Genomic DNA, 16,282 nt, shown 5'->3' on the forward strand with positions numbered 1-16,282 from the left:
CGGTCGTTCGCGGCGGGCGCCGCCGGCGCGCTTCCCGAAGCCGCCGGGCCTTCCCGGCACCGTCAACCGATTAGCCGGGCTCATGGGTCGATGAGCTTATCGATCTTGTTCGGCCCCTCCGCCCGCTGGTGGGCTGGCCCCATGACAAACGCCGAAGCCCCCGCCCCACCAGCCGCCCCACCCACCGCGCACCGCTGGCCCCCGGTCCTCGCCGTCGCACTCGCCACCTTCACCGTGGTGTCCTCCGAGATGATGCCGGTCGGCCTGCTCACCCCGATGTCCCACAGCCTCGGGGTCACCGACGGGGTCACCGGCCTCTCCCTCACCATCACCGGCCTGATCGCCGCCGCCCTCTCCCCCTTCGCCCCGCTGCTCGTCGGCGCGCGCGACCGCCGGACCGTCCTGGTCGCCTTCATGCTGCTGCTCGGCCTGGCCGACGCGGTCACCGCGCTGGCGCCGGACTTCGCGGTGCTGGCCGCCGGCCGCGTCCTGCTCGGCACCGCCATGGGCATCGTCTGGGGCCTCGCCACGAGCGTCGGCCCGCGCCTCGCCGACGGCCCGCGCCTCGCGCTCACCATGACGCTGATCTTCTCCGGCGTCTCCATCGCCTCGGTCCTCGGCGTCCCGCTGGGCACCTACCTGGCCGCGCTGCTCGACTGGCGCGCCGCGTTCTGGGCGCTCGCCCTGCTCGGCGCCGCCTCCGCCGCCGTCCTCGCCGCCACCCTGCCCGCGCTGCCCGTGCACGAGCGCGGACGGCTCGGCGGACTGGCCGACGCCCTGCGCCACCGGGGCGTCGCCGCCGGGATCGCGATCACCGCCTTCGTCGTGCTCGGACACTTCGCCGGCTACACCTACATCCGCCCGGTCCTCGAAGCCGACGCGGGCCTGAGCAGCGGCGTGATCGCCGCCTGCCTGCTGGTGTACGGACTCGCGGGCGTCGCCGGGAACTTCACCCTCGGCCCGCTGTCCGGGCGCCGCCCGAAGACCGCCGTCGCCCTCGCCCTGGCCGGGGTCGCCCTGGCCGCCGCCCTGCTCGCGTACACCGGCGGCGTCGTCACCGTCCTGCTCGTCCTCGTCGTCTGGGGCGCCTCGTACGGCGGGGTGTCGGTCTCCACCCAGGCCTGGGTCCGCACCGCCGACCCGGCCCGGATCGAGGCCTCGGCGGCGGTCTGGGCGGGCGTGTTCAACGCGGGCATCGCGCTCGGCTCCTTCGCCGGCGGACTGGTCGTCGACCGGGCCGGGAACCGCGCCGTCCTGCTCACCGCGGCCGGGCTGGCGGCCGTCGGACTGCTGATCGCCCTGCTCTCCCGGCCCGACGACCGGCGGCCCTGACGGCGGCCCGACGACCGGCGGCCCTGACGGCGACCCGATCACCGGCCCGGCCCGCGGCCCGACCGGCCCGTCCGATTCCCCGCGGGCTCAGTCGAGGAGCCCGGCCAGCAGCTCGACGAACCCGGCCGCCAGCCGGTGCGGCCGCCGCTCGTGCTGGACCACCTCCAGCGCCGTCGGCTCCAGCCCGGGCACCGGCAGGAAGCGGATGTCCGGCCGCCGGACGTACGCCGTGCTGCGCTCGCACAGCAGCAGCCCCTGACGGGTGCCGGCCACCATCGACAGGCCCTCCTGGATGGTGGCCGCACCCGCCGGGTAGGCCAGCTCCCGCCCGCCCGGCGTCCGCCGGGGCGCCTGCGCCCACCGCCAGTACTCGGGCGCCGGGCCGCGCGGCTCGATCAGCGGCACCCCGGCCAGCTCCTCCGCGCCCACCCCGTCCGCGCCGTCCGCCCCGCCGAGGCGCCGCTCGGCGGAGACCGCCAGGTACACCGGCTGGCGGGAGAACTCCATCAGCACGTCCAGGCCCGGCTCCCGGCACGGGGCGAGCACGATCGCCAGGTCCACCTCGCCCCGGGCGAGGTGCGAGAACGGGTCCGCCCACGGCAGTTCGACCAGCTGCACCGTGCCCTCCGGCAGGCGCGCGAGCACCCGGGCGACCGGCTCGTACACCGCGCACTGGAAGCCCAGCCGCAGCGGCCGCGCGGTGGCCGCGGCAGCCCGGGCCGCGTCGTAGCCCTCCCGGAGCCGCTCGAAGGCGGGCACCACCTGCTCGGCCAGCGCCCGCCCCAGTTCGGTCAACTCGACCCGGCGGCTGGTCCGTTGGAACACCGGTGCGCCGACCCTGCTCTCCAGGCGCTTGATCAGCTGGGAGACCCGCCCCTGCGAGACGCCGAGGCGCTCCGCCGTCCGCCCGAAGTGCAACTGGTGGACGAGGACGGCGAAGCACTCCAGCTCCTGCAGCGGCAGCTCGGGCAGGACGGGAGTCCCGGAGGCTCCGGGGGCCGGCGTCGGTCGTTCCACCTCGGCAGTCTACGCGGGCCGACCGGCCGCTCCGCAGGCCAGCAGGGCGCGCAGCTCGGCGGCCGGGTCGCCCTCGTGGTACGGGCGTTCGCTCTGCTCGATGTGGTCCAGGAACTCCTGGTACCGCAGGGCGTAGGACAGGTGGTAGAGCGGCTCGGCGAGTTCGAGGGCGCGCCCCGGGTCGGAGCCGGGGGCGTGGCGCTGCCAGGCCTCCGTCCAGACCCGGACGTGGTGCTGCCAGGCCTCCTCGCCGAGGTAGGCGCGCGGGCGCAGCCCGTCCAGGGCGGGGTGGCCGAGGCAGGAGTCGGCGTAGTCGACGACCACCGTGCTCGCGCCGTCGGAGCGCCAGTTGCCGGGGTGGAAGTCGCCGTGCAGCAGCGTCTCCGGCAGGCCGCAGTCGGCGAGCCGGTCCAGCAGCCCGGGCAGGTCGGCGGCGAAGGCGGCCAGCCGGTCCAGTTCCTCGGGCGTCAGGTCGGTCTCCTCGGCGAACCGGTCCGACAGGGCCGCCAGCTGGGCCGCCAGGGCGCGCGGGGTGCGGTCGCGCAGGCCGGCCAGGTCGGCCGGGCGGTCGGCGAGCGCGGCCTGGGCGGCGACGAGGCGGGGGACGACGTCGGCCACCGTCCCGGCGGACGGGCTCCAGCAGTCCTCGCCGGGGACGTGGTCGAGCAGCAGCCGGCCGGCGGAGGGGTCGGCGGCGAGAACGGTCGGGACGAGCCCGCGGTCGATGCCGCCGAGCAGCGCGATGACCTCGCCCTCGTGGGCGTTGAACGCGGGCGTCGTGGTCTTCAGCCAGGCGTCGGCGCCGGTGGCGGTGGGGAGGCGGAACAGGCCGGAGAGGTTCCAGGTCCGGATCTGCCGCGCGGGCCCGGCCGACGGACGGCCGACGGCGGCGAGCCGTGCCTCCGCCCAGTCCAGCGCCTCCCGCAGGCCGCCGGGCGTGGCCCAGGCGGCGCGGCGCTCGGCGGGGCCGAGCAGCGCGGCCGTCCCGTCGTCCGGGGCACCGGCCGTGAGGGCGGTCGGCCGGCGCAGCGCCTCGGCGTGGTAGCGGACCCGCCCGCCGTGGCCCGGGTCCTCGCTCCGGCCTTCGACCAGGCGAGCCACCAGCACCGGCACCCCGGCCGCCTCGGTCGCCCGCGCGACCACCCCGTCCACCGAGGACCACCAGCCGACCTCCACCTCGAACGGGCCCAGCTGCCCGAAGTGCTCGTCGCCGTAGGTGAGATCGACCGTCACGGTCCGGTTGCTCGCTCGCTGCATCGGAGCAGCTTCGCCCACCGGAGCGGCTCGGCGCGAACGAATTTCCGCCCGCCCGGAGCGGGGCGGAGCCGCCCCACCCGGGGCTAACCTGGGCCGGTGACACGGCGATCGGGCACGGTGGTGCTGATGTGCGGTCTGCCCGGGGCGGGCAAGACCACGTATGCGATGGGCCTCGTCCGGCGGGGCTACGCGCGGCTGTCGATCGACGAGGTGGTCTGGGAGCGGCTCGGGCGGTGCGATGCCGGGCTGGTCCTGCCGCAGCCCCCGCCCTGAGGTCCTGAACAGGCCCTACCGGATCGCCACCGCCGTGCCGGAGACCCGCACCCGGGTGTCCTCGGCCCGCAGTTCGACCCGCAGGACGCCCGGGCGGCCCAGGTCCTCGCCCTGGTGCAGGGTGAGCACCGCCGGGGCCGTCACCGCGCCGAGCTCCCGCAGGTAGGCGCCGAAGGCGGCCGCGGCGGCGCCGGTGGCCGGGTCCTCGACCACGCCGCCGACCGGGAACGGGTCGCGGACGTGGAAGACCTCGGGGGCCTCCCGCCAGGCGAGCTGCAGGGTGGTCAGGTCGCGGGCGCGCATGTGGGCGGCGAGGCCGTCGAAGTCGTAGTCGAGCCGGGCCAGCCGCTCGCGGGTGGCGACCGGCAGGACGAGGTGGCGGGCGCCCGCGTAGGCGACGCGGGGCGGCAGGGCCGGGTCGAGGTCGGCGGCGGACCAGCCGAGCAGGGCGAGCGCCTCCGCGACGTCGGCCGCCGGCACCTCCTCGACCTTCGGCTCGACGCTGGTGAGGGTGGCGCGCAGCAGCCCGTCGGCCCCGCGCTCGACCCCGACCGGGACGTCCCCGGCCGCGGTCACGAAGACGTACCGCCCGGGGCCGACGTGCTCGGCGAGGGCGACGGCGGCGCCGACCGTCGCGTGCCCGCAGAACGGCACCTCGGCGAGCGGGCTGAAGTACCGTACGCGATAGGCCCCTTCGGCCGGGCCGGCGGTCAGGAAGGCGGTCTCGGAGTACCCGACCTCGGCGGCGACGGCGAGCATCCGCTCGTCGGTCAGCCCGGTGGCGTCGAGCACCACGCCGGCCGGGTTGCCGCCCTCGGGGCGGGTGGCGAAGGCGGCGTAGCGGAGGATCTCAGGAGCGGCGTCGTCGGTCATGATCGGACGAACGCCTGCCGCTCGTCCGCTGTTCCCGCCCACCGGAGCGCCGCTTCCACCGGAGCACCGCTTCCCACCGGAGCGGGGCCCTCACCGCAGCACCGCCTCCAGGAAGTCCGAGCCGAGCCGGGCGCTGCCCGCCAGGTCGAGCTCGTAGAGCATGTACCGCCCGCGCCGCCGGGTCGTCAGCAGCCCGGCCTTGCGCAGCACGGCCAGGTGCCGGGACACCTCGGGCGCGCTGAGCTGCCAGGCGGAGGCCAGTTCGCCGGTGGTGTGCGGGCCGCGGGCCATGGTGCGGGCGAGGCGCAGCCGGACGGGGTGGGCGAGGGCCTCCAGGCGCTGCTGGACGAGGGCGAGCGAGACGGGCTCGGGCAGGCCGGCCTCGGCGACGGGGTACTGGAGGACGGGCCGCCAGCCGCTCGCGTGCACCACCAGCAGGTGCGGGCGGCCGAAGGCGGTCGGGATGAAGGTGACGCCCCCGGAGTCGGTCCCGCTGGTGGCGCTGTCCTGGAGCTTGTCGATGACGATCCGGCGCCGTCCGTCCCCGCCCTGGTCGAGCGTGACGGAGGGCGAGACGTCGGCGAGCGCCTCGGCGAGGCCGCGGCGGGCGAGCAGGTCCGCCTTGCGCCGGGCGTCGGCGGCGAGGTCGGGCAGGACGCGCTGCCAGGCGTCGGCGAAGAACGCGGACCGGCAGTCCTCCAGCATCCGCCGCACCAGGGCCCGGACGGCCGGCGGGTCGGCGAGCAGCCGGTCGGCGAAGGCGGCCTGCCGGGGGCCGCGGGCGAGGGCGAGTTCCCGGGCCCGCTCGTTGGCGTCCGGGTCGGTGAGCGGGGAGCCCATCCGGCGGGTGAGCCGGGAGGAGCCGCAGGTGGTGATGAGGGCGGCGGCGACGTACAGCTCGTCGTCGATCCGGTCGATGGCGTCGAGCTCCTCGTCGAGCGTGGCGCCGGGCAGGCCGGGGACGAGGAAGTCGGCGCGCGAGGAGCGCCAGAGGAAGTCGGCCTCCAGGAGCCGTTCGGACAGCTCGGGCGGGATCACGGCGGCGGTGCAGCCGGCCCAGCCGTGCAGCGCGGGGTGGTGCGCGGGCTCGGCGAGCACGTGCAGCATGGCGTTCAGCTCGCCGAGCGGGGAGGGCGTGAAGAGCAGGCGCTCGTCGGGCAGGCCGGTGATGTCGATCGTCAGGCTCATGCGCCCGCCTCTCCCCCGGCCTCCGGCCGGGGGTACCCCCGGCGCTCCGCAGGGGCATGCGCCCACGCGCTGGTCCTGATGGTTCGCTCGCTCCGCTCACTCACGCGTTCGATCCTGTCACCCCGCCCGACGGCCCCCGCCGCGGATTGACGGTAAGCGTCAATCCGCGTGCCAGGCGGTCCGACCTGGGCGGACGGTACCGGCCATGAGCCTGATCCGGGAGAAGTCCGTCCACGACCACGCGGCCGCCCGCCACGGCGAGCCGCCCGCCCCGCCGATCGGCACGGGCCGCCGGGGGCCGTCCGCGCTGCTGGGCCTGCTGACCGCCGCCGGCGGGCCCCGGTACGCCGTCGCGCTGGCGGTGGACGCGGTGGGCGGCGGCCTGCTGCGGCCGTTCCTGCTGCTGTACGGCATCGGCGTGCTGCACCTCGGCGCGGGGGCGGCCGGGCTGGCGCTGTCCGCCGGGATGGTGGCGGGCCTGCTGGTGGTGCCGCTGACCGGCCGCTGGATCGACCGCGGCGCCCGCACCCTGCCCGCCGCCGTCACCCTGCTGGTGCGGGCGGCGGGTGCGCTGGCGCTGCTGCTCGCGGACGGCCAGCCGGGGTTCACCGCGGCGGCGGTGCTGTTCGGGGTGGGCAGCCAGTCCTGGCCGACCACCCACGCGGCCGTGGTGAGCACGCTGACCGAGGGCCGGCTGCGGGACGCCGCGCTGGCCGCCGGGCGGTCGCTGCGCAACGCCGGGATGGGCGCGGGCGCGCTGCTGGCCACCGTGGCGGTGAGCGGCGGGACGGGTGTGATCCGGCTGCTGGCCGGGGTGACGGGCGCGGCCTGCCTGCTCGCGGCCGTCCTGGTGGGCTCGCTGCGGGTGCGGGCCCCGCGGCAGGAGCGGCCGGCGGACACCCGGGAGCGGGCGGAGCCGCTGCGCCGGATCACCCTGCTGAGCCTCGCCAACGTGCCGTACGCGTTCTGCTTCGACGTGCTGGAGGTGGCGCTGCCCGCGCTGCTGGTGCTGCACCTGCACGCCTCGCCGGCCTGGTCCTCGGGCGTCTTCGTCGGCAACACGGTGCTGGTGATCGCCCTGCAGCTGGCGCTGGTGCTGAAGCTCTCAGACCGTTCGCGGCACACCGTGCTGGCGGCCTCGGGGGCGCTGCTGGCGGTGTCGTACCTGGCCTTCTGGGCGGTCGGCTCGCTGGGCGGCGTGCCGGGAGCGGCGGGCGTCGCGGCGGTCTCGGTGCTGTACACGCTGGGCGAGATCCTCTACACCGGCTCGGGTACGGCGCTGGTGGCGTCCGTCGCCCCGCCGCAGCTGCTCGGCCGGGCGCTGGCGCGCTGGGAGCTGTCCTCGGGGGTGGGCCGGGCGGCCGCGCCGGCCGTGCTGACGGCGCTGCTGGCCGCCGGACCGGGGGCACTGTGGGCGTCGCTCGCCGCCGCCACGGCGCTGGGGGCGCTGGCGGTGCTGCGGCTGGGTCCGCGGTGAAGGCCGTGGCCCCGACCCCGGTGGGATGATCGGCCCCATGGCTCTCACCCCGCACCAGCAGCACCTCCGCGACCGGATCATGGCCGCCGGGGTGACCGCTCCGCCGGAGCCGTGGCGGCCCGTCGGCCGGGGGATGATCGCGGTCGGCGGGCTGCTCGGCATCGGCTTCGCCGTCCACCCGGAGAGCGGGCACGACCTGGTGCTGACGGTCTCGCACAGCGGCCACGGCCTGTTCGACGCGGTGACCGGCCTCAAACTGGCCCGCGACCACGAGCCCGCCGAGGACCCGGACGGCCAGGACCTCGCCTGCCCCGGCCTCGGCCAGGTCGCGGACGTGCGCATCCCGGTGGCGGGGACGTGGGGCGGCGGGCTGCACACCGCCGCCGACGGGGGCTGGCACATCGAGGTGGTCGCGCCGGAGTGGCCGCACCACCGGGTGCTGCTCGCCAGCGGCCGGGGGCCGTGGCAGGGCGAGCACGGCGAGAGCTGGTGGCTGGTCCTCGACTCCTCCTGGTCCACCTTCCGCGCGGCCGGCTTCTCCCCGACCGGCCGGACCCTCGCGGTGGCCACCAGCAGCGACCTCACGCTCTGGACCCGCGGCTAGGCCTTCCGGATGCGGACGGGGCGCGGACCGGTGATGCTGACCGCGAGGCGTGACCGGCCCGAGGAAGGACGAAAGAAGCATGAGCGCACTCGACTTCGAGATCATCGACAGCCCCGACAGCTCGCTCAACAAGACCTCCGTCCTGGTCACCGGCCCGCAGGACGCGCTGCTGGTGGACGCCGGGTTCACCCGCTCCGACGGGCGCCGGCTGGTGGAACGGATCAGGGCGAGCGGCAAGGAGCTGACCACGGTCTTCGTCAGCCACGGCGACCCGGACTTCTACTTCGGCGCCCAGGAGGTCCAGGACGCCTTCCCGCGGGCCCGCTTCCTGGCCACCGCCACGACCGTCGAGCACATCCAGGAGACGTACGAGTCCAAGCTGCGCGCCTGGGCCCACCTGGGCCCGGAGCTGCCCACCCGGCTGGTGCGGCCCGAGGTGCTGCACGGGGACGAGCTGGTCTTCGAGGGCCACCGCTTCGAGCTGCGCGGCGCCGACTTCCACCTGCCGGACCGGCACTACCTCTGGCAGCACCACCACCGGGCCGTGCTGGGCGGGGTGCTGCTCTTCGAGGGGCTGCACGTGTGGACGGCCGACACCCCGACCTCCGCCCAACGGGCCGCCTGGATCGACCTGTTGGACGGCATCGAGGCGCTCCACCCGACCTGGGTGGCGGCCGGCCACCGGATCGCCGGCGCGCCCACGGACCTGAACGCCGTCGACCACACCCGGGCCTACCTGCGCGCCTTCGAGACCGAGATCGGCCGGGCCGCGGACGCGGCCGCCGCCAGGGAGGCGCTGGAGCGGCGCTTCCCGACGCTGGGGCTGCGGATCGCGGTGGACATCGGCACCAAGGTCGTCATGGGCGAGATGGCGTGGGGGTGAGCGGACGGTGATCGAGATCCCCCGGGACGTCGCCTCCTTCGCGGAGTCGCAGTCCCCCGCCGACGTGGTGCGCCGCCAGTACCTGGCCTCCGCCCGGGGCGACCTGGCCGCGCTGCGCGCCACCCTGGCCGAGGACGTGGAGTGGACCGAGATGGCCGGCTTCCCGCTGGGCGGCACCTACCGCACCCCGAAGGGCGTCACCACCAACGTGATGGAGCGGCTGGCCGCCGACTGGAACGACTGGACGGCGCACGACGACAGCTACGTGGTGGACGGCGAGGACGTCGTGGTCCTGGCCCGCTACACGGCCGTCCACAGGGCCACCGGAAAACCGCTCGCGGTGCGGGTCGCCCACCACTTCACCGTGCGCGGCGGCCGGATCGTGCGCTTCGAGCAGTTCACCGACACCGCGCTGGTCAGGGAGGCGATGACGGCCTGAGGCCCGCACGGGACCCTCGCGACGCCCGCGTTCACTCGTACGGGCGAGCGCGGCGCGGCGCGCCAGGCGCGGTCTCGACAGACCACCCGGACGGCGGCAGGCTGACCCCGACCACGGCCGGAGAACGAGGAGTCGAGCATGGCGGGCACGGACACCGGGACCACCGGAGCGGACGGCGGGCGGCAGCGCCCGATCGTCGTCGTCGGGGCGTCCCTGGGCGGCGCGAAGGCGGCCGAGGCGCTGCGCGAGGCCGGCTACCGGGGCGGCATCGTCCTGATCGGCGAGGAGCACGAGCGCCCGTACGAGCGGCCGCCGTTGTCCAAGGGCTACCTGCAGGGCAAGACGCCCCGGGAGAAGATCTACGTCCACCCGCCGCAGTGGTACGCCGAGCACGACGTCACGCTGCGGCTGGGCACGGCGGTGGCCGCGATCGACCCGGCCGGGCACACCGTGACGCTCGCCGACGACGGCCGGATCGAGTACGCCAAGCTGCTGCTGACCACCGGCTCGGTGCCGCGCCGACTGCCGGTGCCCGGCGCGGACCAGGACGGGGTGCTCTACCTGCGCCGGGTCGAGGACAGCGACCGGATCAGGGCGGCGCTGCGGCCCGGGGCCCGGATCGCGGTGATCGGCGCGGGCTGGATCGGGCTGGAGGTGGCGGCCGCGGCCCGCGAGGCGGGCGCCGAGGTGACGGTGCTGGAGGCGCTGGAACTGCCGCTGCTGCGGGTGCTCGGCCGGGAGGTCGCCCAGGTCTTCGCCGACCTGCACCGGGAGCACGGGGTGGACCTGCGCCTCGGCGTGAAGGTGGCCGAACTGACCGGCGAGGGCGGCTCGGTGAACGGCGTCAGGCTCGCCGACGGCACGACGGTGGCGGCCGACGCGGTGGTCGTCGGCATCGGCATCGCCCCCGCCACCGGCCTCGCCGAGGCGGCCGGACTGGAGGTCGACAACGGGATCAAGACCGACCAGCACCTGCGCACCTCGGACCCGGACGTCTACGCGGCCGGCGACGTCGCCAACGCCTACCACCCGCTGTTCGGCAGGCACGTCCGGGTCGAGCACTGGGCCAACGCGCTCAACCAGCCGCAGACCGCCGCCCGCGCGCTGCTCGGGCAGCCCGACGCGGTGTACGACCGGGTCCCGTACTTCTTCACGGATCAATATGATCTTGGCATGGAGTACGTCGGCTACGTCGAGCCCGACGGCTACGACCGGGTGGTGTTCCGCGGCGACCCGGCCACCCGCGAGTTCATCGCGTTCTGGCTCTCCGGCGGCCGGGTGCTCGCGGGGATGAACGTCAACGTCTGGGACGTCACCGACCCGATCCGCGAACTGGTGCGCTCGGGGCGGGTGGTGGACACCAAGGCGCTGGCCGACCCGAAGGTGCCGCTCGGGGACCTGTAGGGTCCGGCCTCAGCCCACCGGGATGCCGGGGTTCACCAGCCCCCGGCCCCCGGTGACGGTGTTGCCCGCGCCGATCGTCACCGTGCAGTTCGCCGCGTCGTAGTCGGTCACGTCGATCGCGTAGCGGTCCGGGCCGGTGGCGCCGGTGAGGTCGGAGCGGTTGCCCCGGAAGACGGTGCCGCAGCCCCAGCCCGGCCGGACGCTGTGGACCTGATAGCCGTCGTCGGTGGTGCGCCGGCCGGTGTTGTTCTCGATGACGTAGCCGTTGCCCTTCACGTCGACCCAGGAGTCGTCGTAGTTGCGCCCGGTGAGGCCGTCGCCGTCGAAGGTGTTGCCGGAGACGAGGCCGCCGACGGTGCCCTCCTTGAGGTCGACGTTCTCGGCGCCGATGTTCGGGCCGAAGGTGTTCCCGGTGATCCGCACGTAGTCGCTGTGGTCGGTCAGGGTGTTGGCGGTGCCGACGTAGACGCCCTCGCCCATGCCGTCCCGGCTGAGGCCGGTGTCGTGGATGCGCGAGCCGCGCAGCGTGCCGTGGGCGCTGGAGTTGCGGAAGTGCACGCCCTCCATGGTGGTGTGGTGGACCGTCACGTCGTCGAGGACCACGTAGTCGGCGGAGTCGGCCATGATGCCCTTCTGGGCCCCGGTGACGGTCAGCCCCTGGACGGTCCAGTAGCTCGCGCCGTCGAGGTGGAGGCCGTAGCCGCCGCCGGTGGGGGTGGTGAGGACGGCCTTCGCCGAGCCGGTGAGGGTGATCCGGGCGGCGGCGGTGCCGGGGGTGGTGGCCTTGAAGGTGCCGGTGTAGGTGCCGTCGGCGAGCTGGATGGTCTGGCCGGGCGCGGCGGCGGCGAGCGCGCTCTGGAGCTGCTTGGCGGTGCCGACCTTGACCACGGCCGCCGGGGCGGCGGAGTCGGTGGCCACGGCCGCGGGGGCGGCGCTGCCGAGGGTGAGGACGGTGAGCGCGGCGAGGAGAACGGGGCGCCTGGTCACGGACGGTGCTCCTTGCGGTGGTCGGGGCCGGCCGGAGGACGGGGCCGGTGGCGACAGGAACATGCCGTCGCCCAGAGTGGACTGGACCATTCCGAGGCGTCAAGAGTGCCTCCCCGCGCGATACTGGAGCCCTGGGGGAGCCTCGGACAGCCTCGGACAGGGTCGGTCAGGATCGGTCGGGGTCGGACGGTCGGAGAGGGAGGCGGCGATGGGCGGCGGTACGGCCGGGTTCGCCGTGGTGGTGTTCGGTGCGCTGGGCGGCGTGGTCGCCTACCTCGCCGGGGTGGTCGGCCTGCGCGAACTGCGGCGGCTGCGCCGGGTCGGCGTCCCCGTGCGGGCGCTGGTGCGCGAGCGCGCCGCGGCGCCGGAGGACCGCGCGCTGCCGCCGCGGCCGCTGCTCCAGTTCGAGACCGAGGACGGCCGGGTGGTCGAGGTCTTCTCCCCCGTCCCCTCCACCGCCCGCCACCCGCTGCCGGACGGCGGCTTCGTCCCGGTCCGCTACGACCCGGCGGACCCGCGGCAGGTGCTGGTGGACGGGCGGGAGCGCGCGGGGCTGGAGTACGGGTTCCTCGCGCTCGGGGTGCTGGTGGTGCTCGGCTCGATCACCCTCGGCGCCGCGGTGCTCTGAGCGGTACGGCGCACGCGGGCGGGCGGGCCGCGCACGACCCGCCCGGCCCGCCCGACGCGCTCAGACGGTGGCCGCGGTGGTCGCCGCCACGGTGGTCGCGATGGTGACGGCGGCCATCGTGAGCTGCACGGCCCGGATCGCCTCGCGGACGGAATCGGCCGCCCCGTCACCGGCGGCGATCTCGGCGAAGCGCGGCTCGACCTGCTTGCGGGGCAGCTCGGGGAAGGCCAGCCCGTGCAGCCGGGAGCCGTGCAGCAGGGCCACCAGGGCGGCGGTGCGCAGGTCCGGTTCGGCGCCGTCCAGCACCACCGCGGCCAGCCGCGCGCGCAGTTCGCGCTCCGCGCCGCCGTCCGCCTCCGGGTAGCGGCGGACCGGGAAGATGCCCAGCGCGCGGCGGCGCTCCTCGACCACCAGGCCGCGCTCGCACAGCCGCGCGACGGTGTCGGCGACCACCGTCGACCGGTCCCTGGTCAGCCAGTCGGCCGCCTTGGCCTTGCCGGAGCGGCGTCCGGCGGCCCACTCGTCGAGGCGGGCCAGCCGGCCGTCCACCAGCGGTTCGCCGGTCGGGGTGCGGTCGGTGACGGTGAGCCGGCCCTCCTCGATCGCGACCCGCTCGGCCAGCACCAGCTCGGCCAGGATGCCGCCCGCGGCGGCCCAGGCGGCGGTGGCGGCGTCCTTCGCCACGCCGGACTCGTCGTCCAGCGAGAGCAGCATCAGCTCCTCGGCGAGGGTGACGTGCATCGGGGTGTCCCTTCTTCTCGACTTCTCGGCTTGTCGCGGCCACGCGGGCCCCAGGCGCGTAGCCCTCAGCCCCGCAGGGCGTCGACCAGGCGTCGGGCCCGGGTGTCCTCCTCCAACAACGCCCGGAGCAACCGATCAGTGCCCTGACCTGCGACGTCGGCCAGGTAGGCCTCCACCGAGCGCGGGTCGGCGGGCAGCGTCACCTCGCCGGAGTCGAGCGCGGCGTGCGCCCGGGCGTAGTCGAGGCCGAGACCGGCGAGCAGTTCGCCGGCGCCGTCCTCCTCCACCGGCCGCGGCTCGTGGCGGGCCACCTCGTGCACGGCCAGCAGGGCGAGCAGGACGTGCTCGGTGCCGGGCGTACGGCGTCCGAGGCGCTCGGCCTGGGCGTCGGCCTCCGGCCGGATCCAGGCCGCCGGACCGGACGGGCCCGGCTGCAGCAGGCGCTTCCAGCGCGGGGCCGGGTGGGCGCGGCGGGCCAGCAGCGCCTCCCGGGTGGGGCGCAGCAGCGGGTCGAGGGCACCCGGCGCGGCCGGGTCGCCCGGCGCGACCGGCGAATCCGGTAATTCCGGTGGGTACAACGAGTTCGGTGAGACCGGCGAGTCCCGCCGGTCCGGCTCCGGCACGGTCGTTTCCATCGGCCCTCCCACGACTGCGGCTTTACTCGGACTATACGCTCGCTTTTCCTTCTCTTGGGCATTTTCCGCACGTCAAGAAAGCGTCAGGACGGGGCCGGCGGCGGGCCCGGAAGACCGGGCGCCCCACCGTTGTTGCCATCTGGTGCCATCGTGAGAACCGTGCCCGCGAGAGGGGTGAGCACCATGGCCGACACGCTCCCCGGGCCGGGCCCGGTCCCCGAGGCGGAAGCGCCGCTGGACGCCTACTCCCGGGTCGTCACCTCCGTCGCCGCCGCGCTGACCCCGCGGGTCGCCGCGCTCCAGGTGCCCCGGCGCGGCCGGGGCGGCTGGTTCAGCACCGCGCTCGGCTCGGCGGTGGTCTTCACCGAGGACGGGTTCCTGCTCACCAACGCCCATGTGGTCGGCCGCGCCGACGCCGGGACGCTGGCCTTCGCCGACGGCACCACCTCCCCCTTCCACACCATCGGCGCCGACCCGCTCTCCGACCTGGCCGTGCTGCGCGCCGACGGGCCCACGCCGTCGCCGGTGACGCTCGGCGAGGCGACCGGCCTGCGGGTCGGGCAGCTGGTCGTGGCCGTCGGCAACCCGCTGGGCCTGGCCGGGTCGGTCACGGCGGGCGTGGTCAGCGCGCTCGGCCGCTCGATCCCGGCCCGCTCCGGCAGCGCGGTGCGGGTCATCGACAACGTGATCCAGACCGACGCCGCGCTCAACCCGGGCAACTCCGGCGGCGCGCTGGCCACCGCGGACGGCCGGGTGGTCGGCATCACCACGGCGGTGGCCGGGAACGGGCTCGGCCTGGCCGTCCCGATCGACGCCACCAGCCGCCGGATCGTCGCCGCGCTGCTCGCCGACGGCCGGATCCGCCGCGCCTACCTCGGCCTCGCCGGGGTGCCCGCGCCCCTGCCGCCCGCCCTGCGCCACCGCACCGGGCAGCGCACCGGCCTGCGGATCGTCGAGGTGGTGCCCGGCGCGCCCGCCGACCGCGCCGGGCTGCACGAGGGCGACCTGCTGCTCACCGCCGCCGGGGAGCCGATGGGCAGCGCCCAGGCCCTCCAGCGCCTGATGCTGGCCGATGCGATCGGCCGCCCGCTCCCGCTCACCGTCCTGCGCGGCGAGGCCCTGGTCGACGTGCTCGCCGTCCCGGCGGAGCTGCCCGCCGACGACTGACCGGGAGCCTGGACCGTCGGCAGGGCCGGGGCCGGGACCGAGCGCCGACGGCATCCTGGTCACCTCCATACCGACATCGTGCGCGCCCTTATGTCCGGCGCCGCGACGAGGGCCGGAGCGGGGAGAAAACCGTTGGCGCCCGGGCGACCGGCGTGATTAGGCTGACGCCGTTCCGTACCGATCGACCCGGGCTGCCGCCCGACCGGAGAGGGTGTCTTGATGTCCCGGATCGCGCCGAGTGCGCCTCGCCACCGTCCGACGACCACCGTCTGACGAGCTCGCCTGACGACCAGTCGAGGCCGCTCGGCCTGCTCTTGCTGCCACTGCACGAACCCCCCAGCAAGGAGCACCCCGGGTGTCCAGCACCTCCAGCACTCCCTCCGTTCTGAAGACCTCCACCTTCGCCTGCGCCTGGTGCGGTCTGACCGTCTCCACCTACGCCGCCGACGGCACGCGGCGCAACCACTGCCCGTCCTGCCTGCACTCGCAGCACGTCCTCGACCACGTCGAGGGCGGGCCGAGCGACTGCCTGGGCCGGATGTCGCCGATCGCCATCGCCGTGCTGCGCACCGGCGACTGGACGGTCGTCCACCGGTGCGTGCGCTGCGACGAGCTGACGTCCACCCCGGTCTGCACGGACGACAACCAGCTCGTCCTGATGCGGATGGCCGTCCGGCCGCTCGCCCAACCGCCGTTCCCGCTCGAAGCGTTCGGCACCCTCTGAAGCGCGCCCGGAAGAGGGAGGACCGAACCATGCCACGACGCAAGAACACCGGCGGCGGGGGCCGGCGGGACCGCCGCCCGCAGCGGTACAAGGACGTCCTGCACGGGCAGGGCGGGCACCGGGCGCACGCCTTCCGCTGCGTGGACTGCCGGTTGGACGTCCCACTGGACGCCCCCGGCACCGCCCACCGCAACCACTGTCCGAACTGCCTGGCCAGCCGTCATGTCGACGGCCGGACACCCGGCGACCGGGCGGCCGGCTGCGGCGGCCGGATGACTGCGCTGAGCCTGTCGGTCCGCGCCGACGGCGAGTGGATGATCATCCACCAGTGCCTGTCCTGCGGCGAGTTGAGCGCCAACCGGATCGCCGGGGACGACAACGCCCTGGCCCTGGTCCGGCTCGCGCTCAAACCCCTGCGGGACACCACCGTGGCGCACCGCACGATGCTCACGCTGTAGGCGCGCGTCCCCCGCGCGTCCCCACCCGTCCCGCGCGTCCGACCGGGACGCGCCTGTGACCGGGGCGCGCGGGGCGGTCGCGGCGGGCCCGTCCCGTCGGGCGGGGCCGCGGTCCGGAACGGCGGCCGGGCCGCGCGCCCCGGCCCCGGGGGCCCCCGGGTGCACGGGGGGGGGCGGGGGACGGGCGGGGCCCCC

The 16,282-nt window shown here is 75.9% G+C and carries 18 protein-coding genes; 11 read left to right on the forward strand and 7 right to left on the reverse strand.

Annotated features, from left to right (window positions below; all coding sequences use genetic code 11):
- Positions 1-141: 141 nt before the first annotated feature.
- Positions 142-1,332, forward strand: coding sequence for an MFS transporter (locus ACFRQN_RS34040; protein ID WP_380744278.1), 1,191 nt, complete (start codon positions 142-144; stop codon positions 1,330-1,332).
- An 87-nt stretch (positions 1,333-1,419) separates the two neighbouring features.
- On the opposite strand, the gene ACFRQN_RS34045 is transcribed toward ACFRQN_RS34040, so the two are convergent.
- Together ACFRQN_RS34045 and ACFRQN_RS34050 are read right to left on the reverse strand one after the other, a co-directional pair.
- The gene (locus ACFRQN_RS34045; protein WP_117492915.1) at positions 1,420-2,349 is read right to left on the reverse strand and encodes a LysR family transcriptional regulator; all 930 of its coding nucleotides are present in this window, start codon (positions 2,347-2,349) and stop codon (positions 1,420-1,422) included.
- A gap of 9 nt (positions 2,350-2,358) precedes the next feature.
- Positions 2,359-3,606, reverse strand: a complete 1,248-nt coding sequence (locus tag ACFRQN_RS34050; protein ID WP_380744280.1) for an aminoglycoside phosphotransferase family protein — start codon at positions 3,604-3,606, stop codon at positions 2,359-2,361.
- Positions 3,607-3,702: 96 nt separating this feature from the next.
- On the opposite strand from ACFRQN_RS34050, the gene ACFRQN_RS34055 reads away from it, so the two are divergent.
- The gene (locus ACFRQN_RS34055) at positions 3,703-3,879 is read left to right on the forward strand and encodes an AAA family ATPase (protein WP_234348702.1); all 177 of its coding nucleotides are present in this window, start codon (positions 3,703-3,705) and stop codon (positions 3,877-3,879) included.
- 15 nt (positions 3,880-3,894) lie between these two features.
- Here ACFRQN_RS34055 and ACFRQN_RS34060 read toward each other — a convergent pair whose 3' ends face one another.
- A complete protein-coding gene (locus tag ACFRQN_RS34060) occupies positions 3,895-4,752 on the reverse strand; it encodes a PhzF family phenazine biosynthesis protein (RefSeq protein ID WP_117492913.1) in 858 nt (285 codons plus the stop codon).
- A gap of 90 nt (positions 4,753-4,842) precedes the next feature.
- The gene (locus tag ACFRQN_RS34065) at positions 4,843-5,940 is read right to left on the reverse strand and encodes a DUF5937 family protein (protein ID WP_074005731.1); all 1,098 of its coding nucleotides are present in this window, start codon (positions 5,938-5,940) and stop codon (positions 4,843-4,845) included.
- A gap of 205 nt (positions 5,941-6,145) precedes the next feature.
- On the opposite strand from ACFRQN_RS34065, the gene ACFRQN_RS34070 reads away from it, so the two are divergent.
- From ACFRQN_RS34070 to ACFRQN_RS34090, 5 genes are all read left to right on the forward strand, one after another.
- The gene (locus ACFRQN_RS34070) at positions 6,146-7,417 is read left to right on the forward strand and encodes an MFS transporter (RefSeq protein ID WP_380744283.1); all 1,272 of its coding nucleotides are present in this window, start codon (positions 6,146-6,148) and stop codon (positions 7,415-7,417) included.
- Between the two features lie 37 nt (positions 7,418-7,454).
- Positions 7,455-8,021 carry a hypothetical protein gene (locus ACFRQN_RS34075; RefSeq protein WP_049655393.1) on the forward strand — a complete coding sequence of 189 codons (567 nt, stop codon included), beginning with the start codon at positions 7,455-7,457 and terminating at the stop codon, positions 8,019-8,021.
- A 79-nt stretch (positions 8,022-8,100) separates the two neighbouring features.
- Positions 8,101-8,904, forward strand: coding sequence for an MBL fold metallo-hydrolase (locus tag ACFRQN_RS34080; RefSeq protein ID WP_380744285.1), 804 nt, complete (start codon positions 8,101-8,103; stop codon positions 8,902-8,904).
- Between the two features lie 7 nt (positions 8,905-8,911).
- Positions 8,912-9,343 carry a nuclear transport factor 2 family protein gene (locus ACFRQN_RS34085; protein WP_380720022.1) on the forward strand — a complete coding sequence of 144 codons (432 nt, stop codon included), beginning with the start codon at positions 8,912-8,914 and terminating at the stop codon, positions 9,341-9,343.
- Between the two features lie 138 nt (positions 9,344-9,481).
- Positions 9,482-10,747 (forward strand): NAD(P)/FAD-dependent oxidoreductase, encoded by a 1,266-nt coding sequence (locus ACFRQN_RS34090; protein ID WP_380744287.1) that lies wholly within the window; start codon positions 9,482-9,484, stop codon positions 10,745-10,747.
- Between the two features lie 9 nt (positions 10,748-10,756).
- Here ACFRQN_RS34090 and ACFRQN_RS34095 read toward each other — a convergent pair whose 3' ends face one another.
- Positions 10,757-11,734, reverse strand: a complete 978-nt coding sequence (locus ACFRQN_RS34095) for a right-handed parallel beta-helix repeat-containing protein (RefSeq protein ID WP_259316993.1) — start codon at positions 11,732-11,734, stop codon at positions 10,757-10,759.
- 208 nt (positions 11,735-11,942) lie between these two features.
- Here ACFRQN_RS34095 and ACFRQN_RS34100 point away from each other — a divergent pair, with 208 nt between their 5' ends.
- Positions 11,943-12,362: a DUF3592 domain-containing protein gene (locus tag ACFRQN_RS34100; protein ID WP_117492909.1), complete on the forward strand. Its 420-nt coding sequence runs from the start codon at positions 11,943-11,945 to the stop codon at positions 12,360-12,362.
- Positions 12,363-12,422: 60 nt separating this feature from the next.
- On the opposite strand, the gene ACFRQN_RS34105 is transcribed toward ACFRQN_RS34100, so the two are convergent.
- Both ACFRQN_RS34105 and ACFRQN_RS34110 read right to left on the reverse strand, forming a co-directional pair.
- Positions 12,423-13,103 carry a GPP34 family phosphoprotein gene (locus tag ACFRQN_RS34105; RefSeq protein WP_380744289.1) on the reverse strand — a complete coding sequence of 227 codons (681 nt, stop codon included), beginning with the start codon at positions 13,101-13,103 and terminating at the stop codon, positions 12,423-12,425.
- A 65-nt stretch (positions 13,104-13,168) separates the two neighbouring features.
- On the reverse strand, positions 13,169-13,738 hold the full coding sequence (locus ACFRQN_RS34110) for a Clp protease N-terminal domain-containing protein (RefSeq protein ID WP_380744291.1): 570 nt from the start codon (positions 13,736-13,738) through the stop codon (positions 13,169-13,171).
- A gap of 183 nt (positions 13,739-13,921) precedes the next feature.
- Here ACFRQN_RS34110 and ACFRQN_RS34115 point away from each other — a divergent pair, with 183 nt between their 5' ends.
- The 3 genes from ACFRQN_RS34115 (at position 13,922) to ACFRQN_RS34125 (ending at position 16,087) form a co-directional block, all read left to right on the forward strand.
- On the forward strand, positions 13,922-14,905 hold the full coding sequence (locus ACFRQN_RS34115) for a S1C family serine protease (RefSeq protein ID WP_380744293.1): 984 nt from the start codon (positions 13,922-13,924) through the stop codon (positions 14,903-14,905).
- 355 nt (positions 14,906-15,260) lie between these two features.
- Entirely contained in the window at positions 15,261-15,629 is a 369-nt protein-coding gene (locus tag ACFRQN_RS34120) for an RNHCP domain-containing protein (protein WP_380744295.1), read from the forward strand.
- Between the two features lie 29 nt (positions 15,630-15,658).
- Positions 15,659-16,087 (forward strand): RNHCP domain-containing protein, encoded by a 429-nt coding sequence (locus tag ACFRQN_RS34125; protein WP_380744297.1) that lies wholly within the window; start codon positions 15,659-15,661, stop codon positions 16,085-16,087.
- Positions 16,088-16,282: the final 195 nt, after the last annotated feature.

It is taken from the genome of Kitasatospora sp. NPDC056800, assembly GCF_042789775.1.
In the GTDB taxonomy this organism is placed as follows: Bacteria; Actinomycetota; Actinomycetes; order Streptomycetales; family Streptomycetaceae; genus Kitasatospora.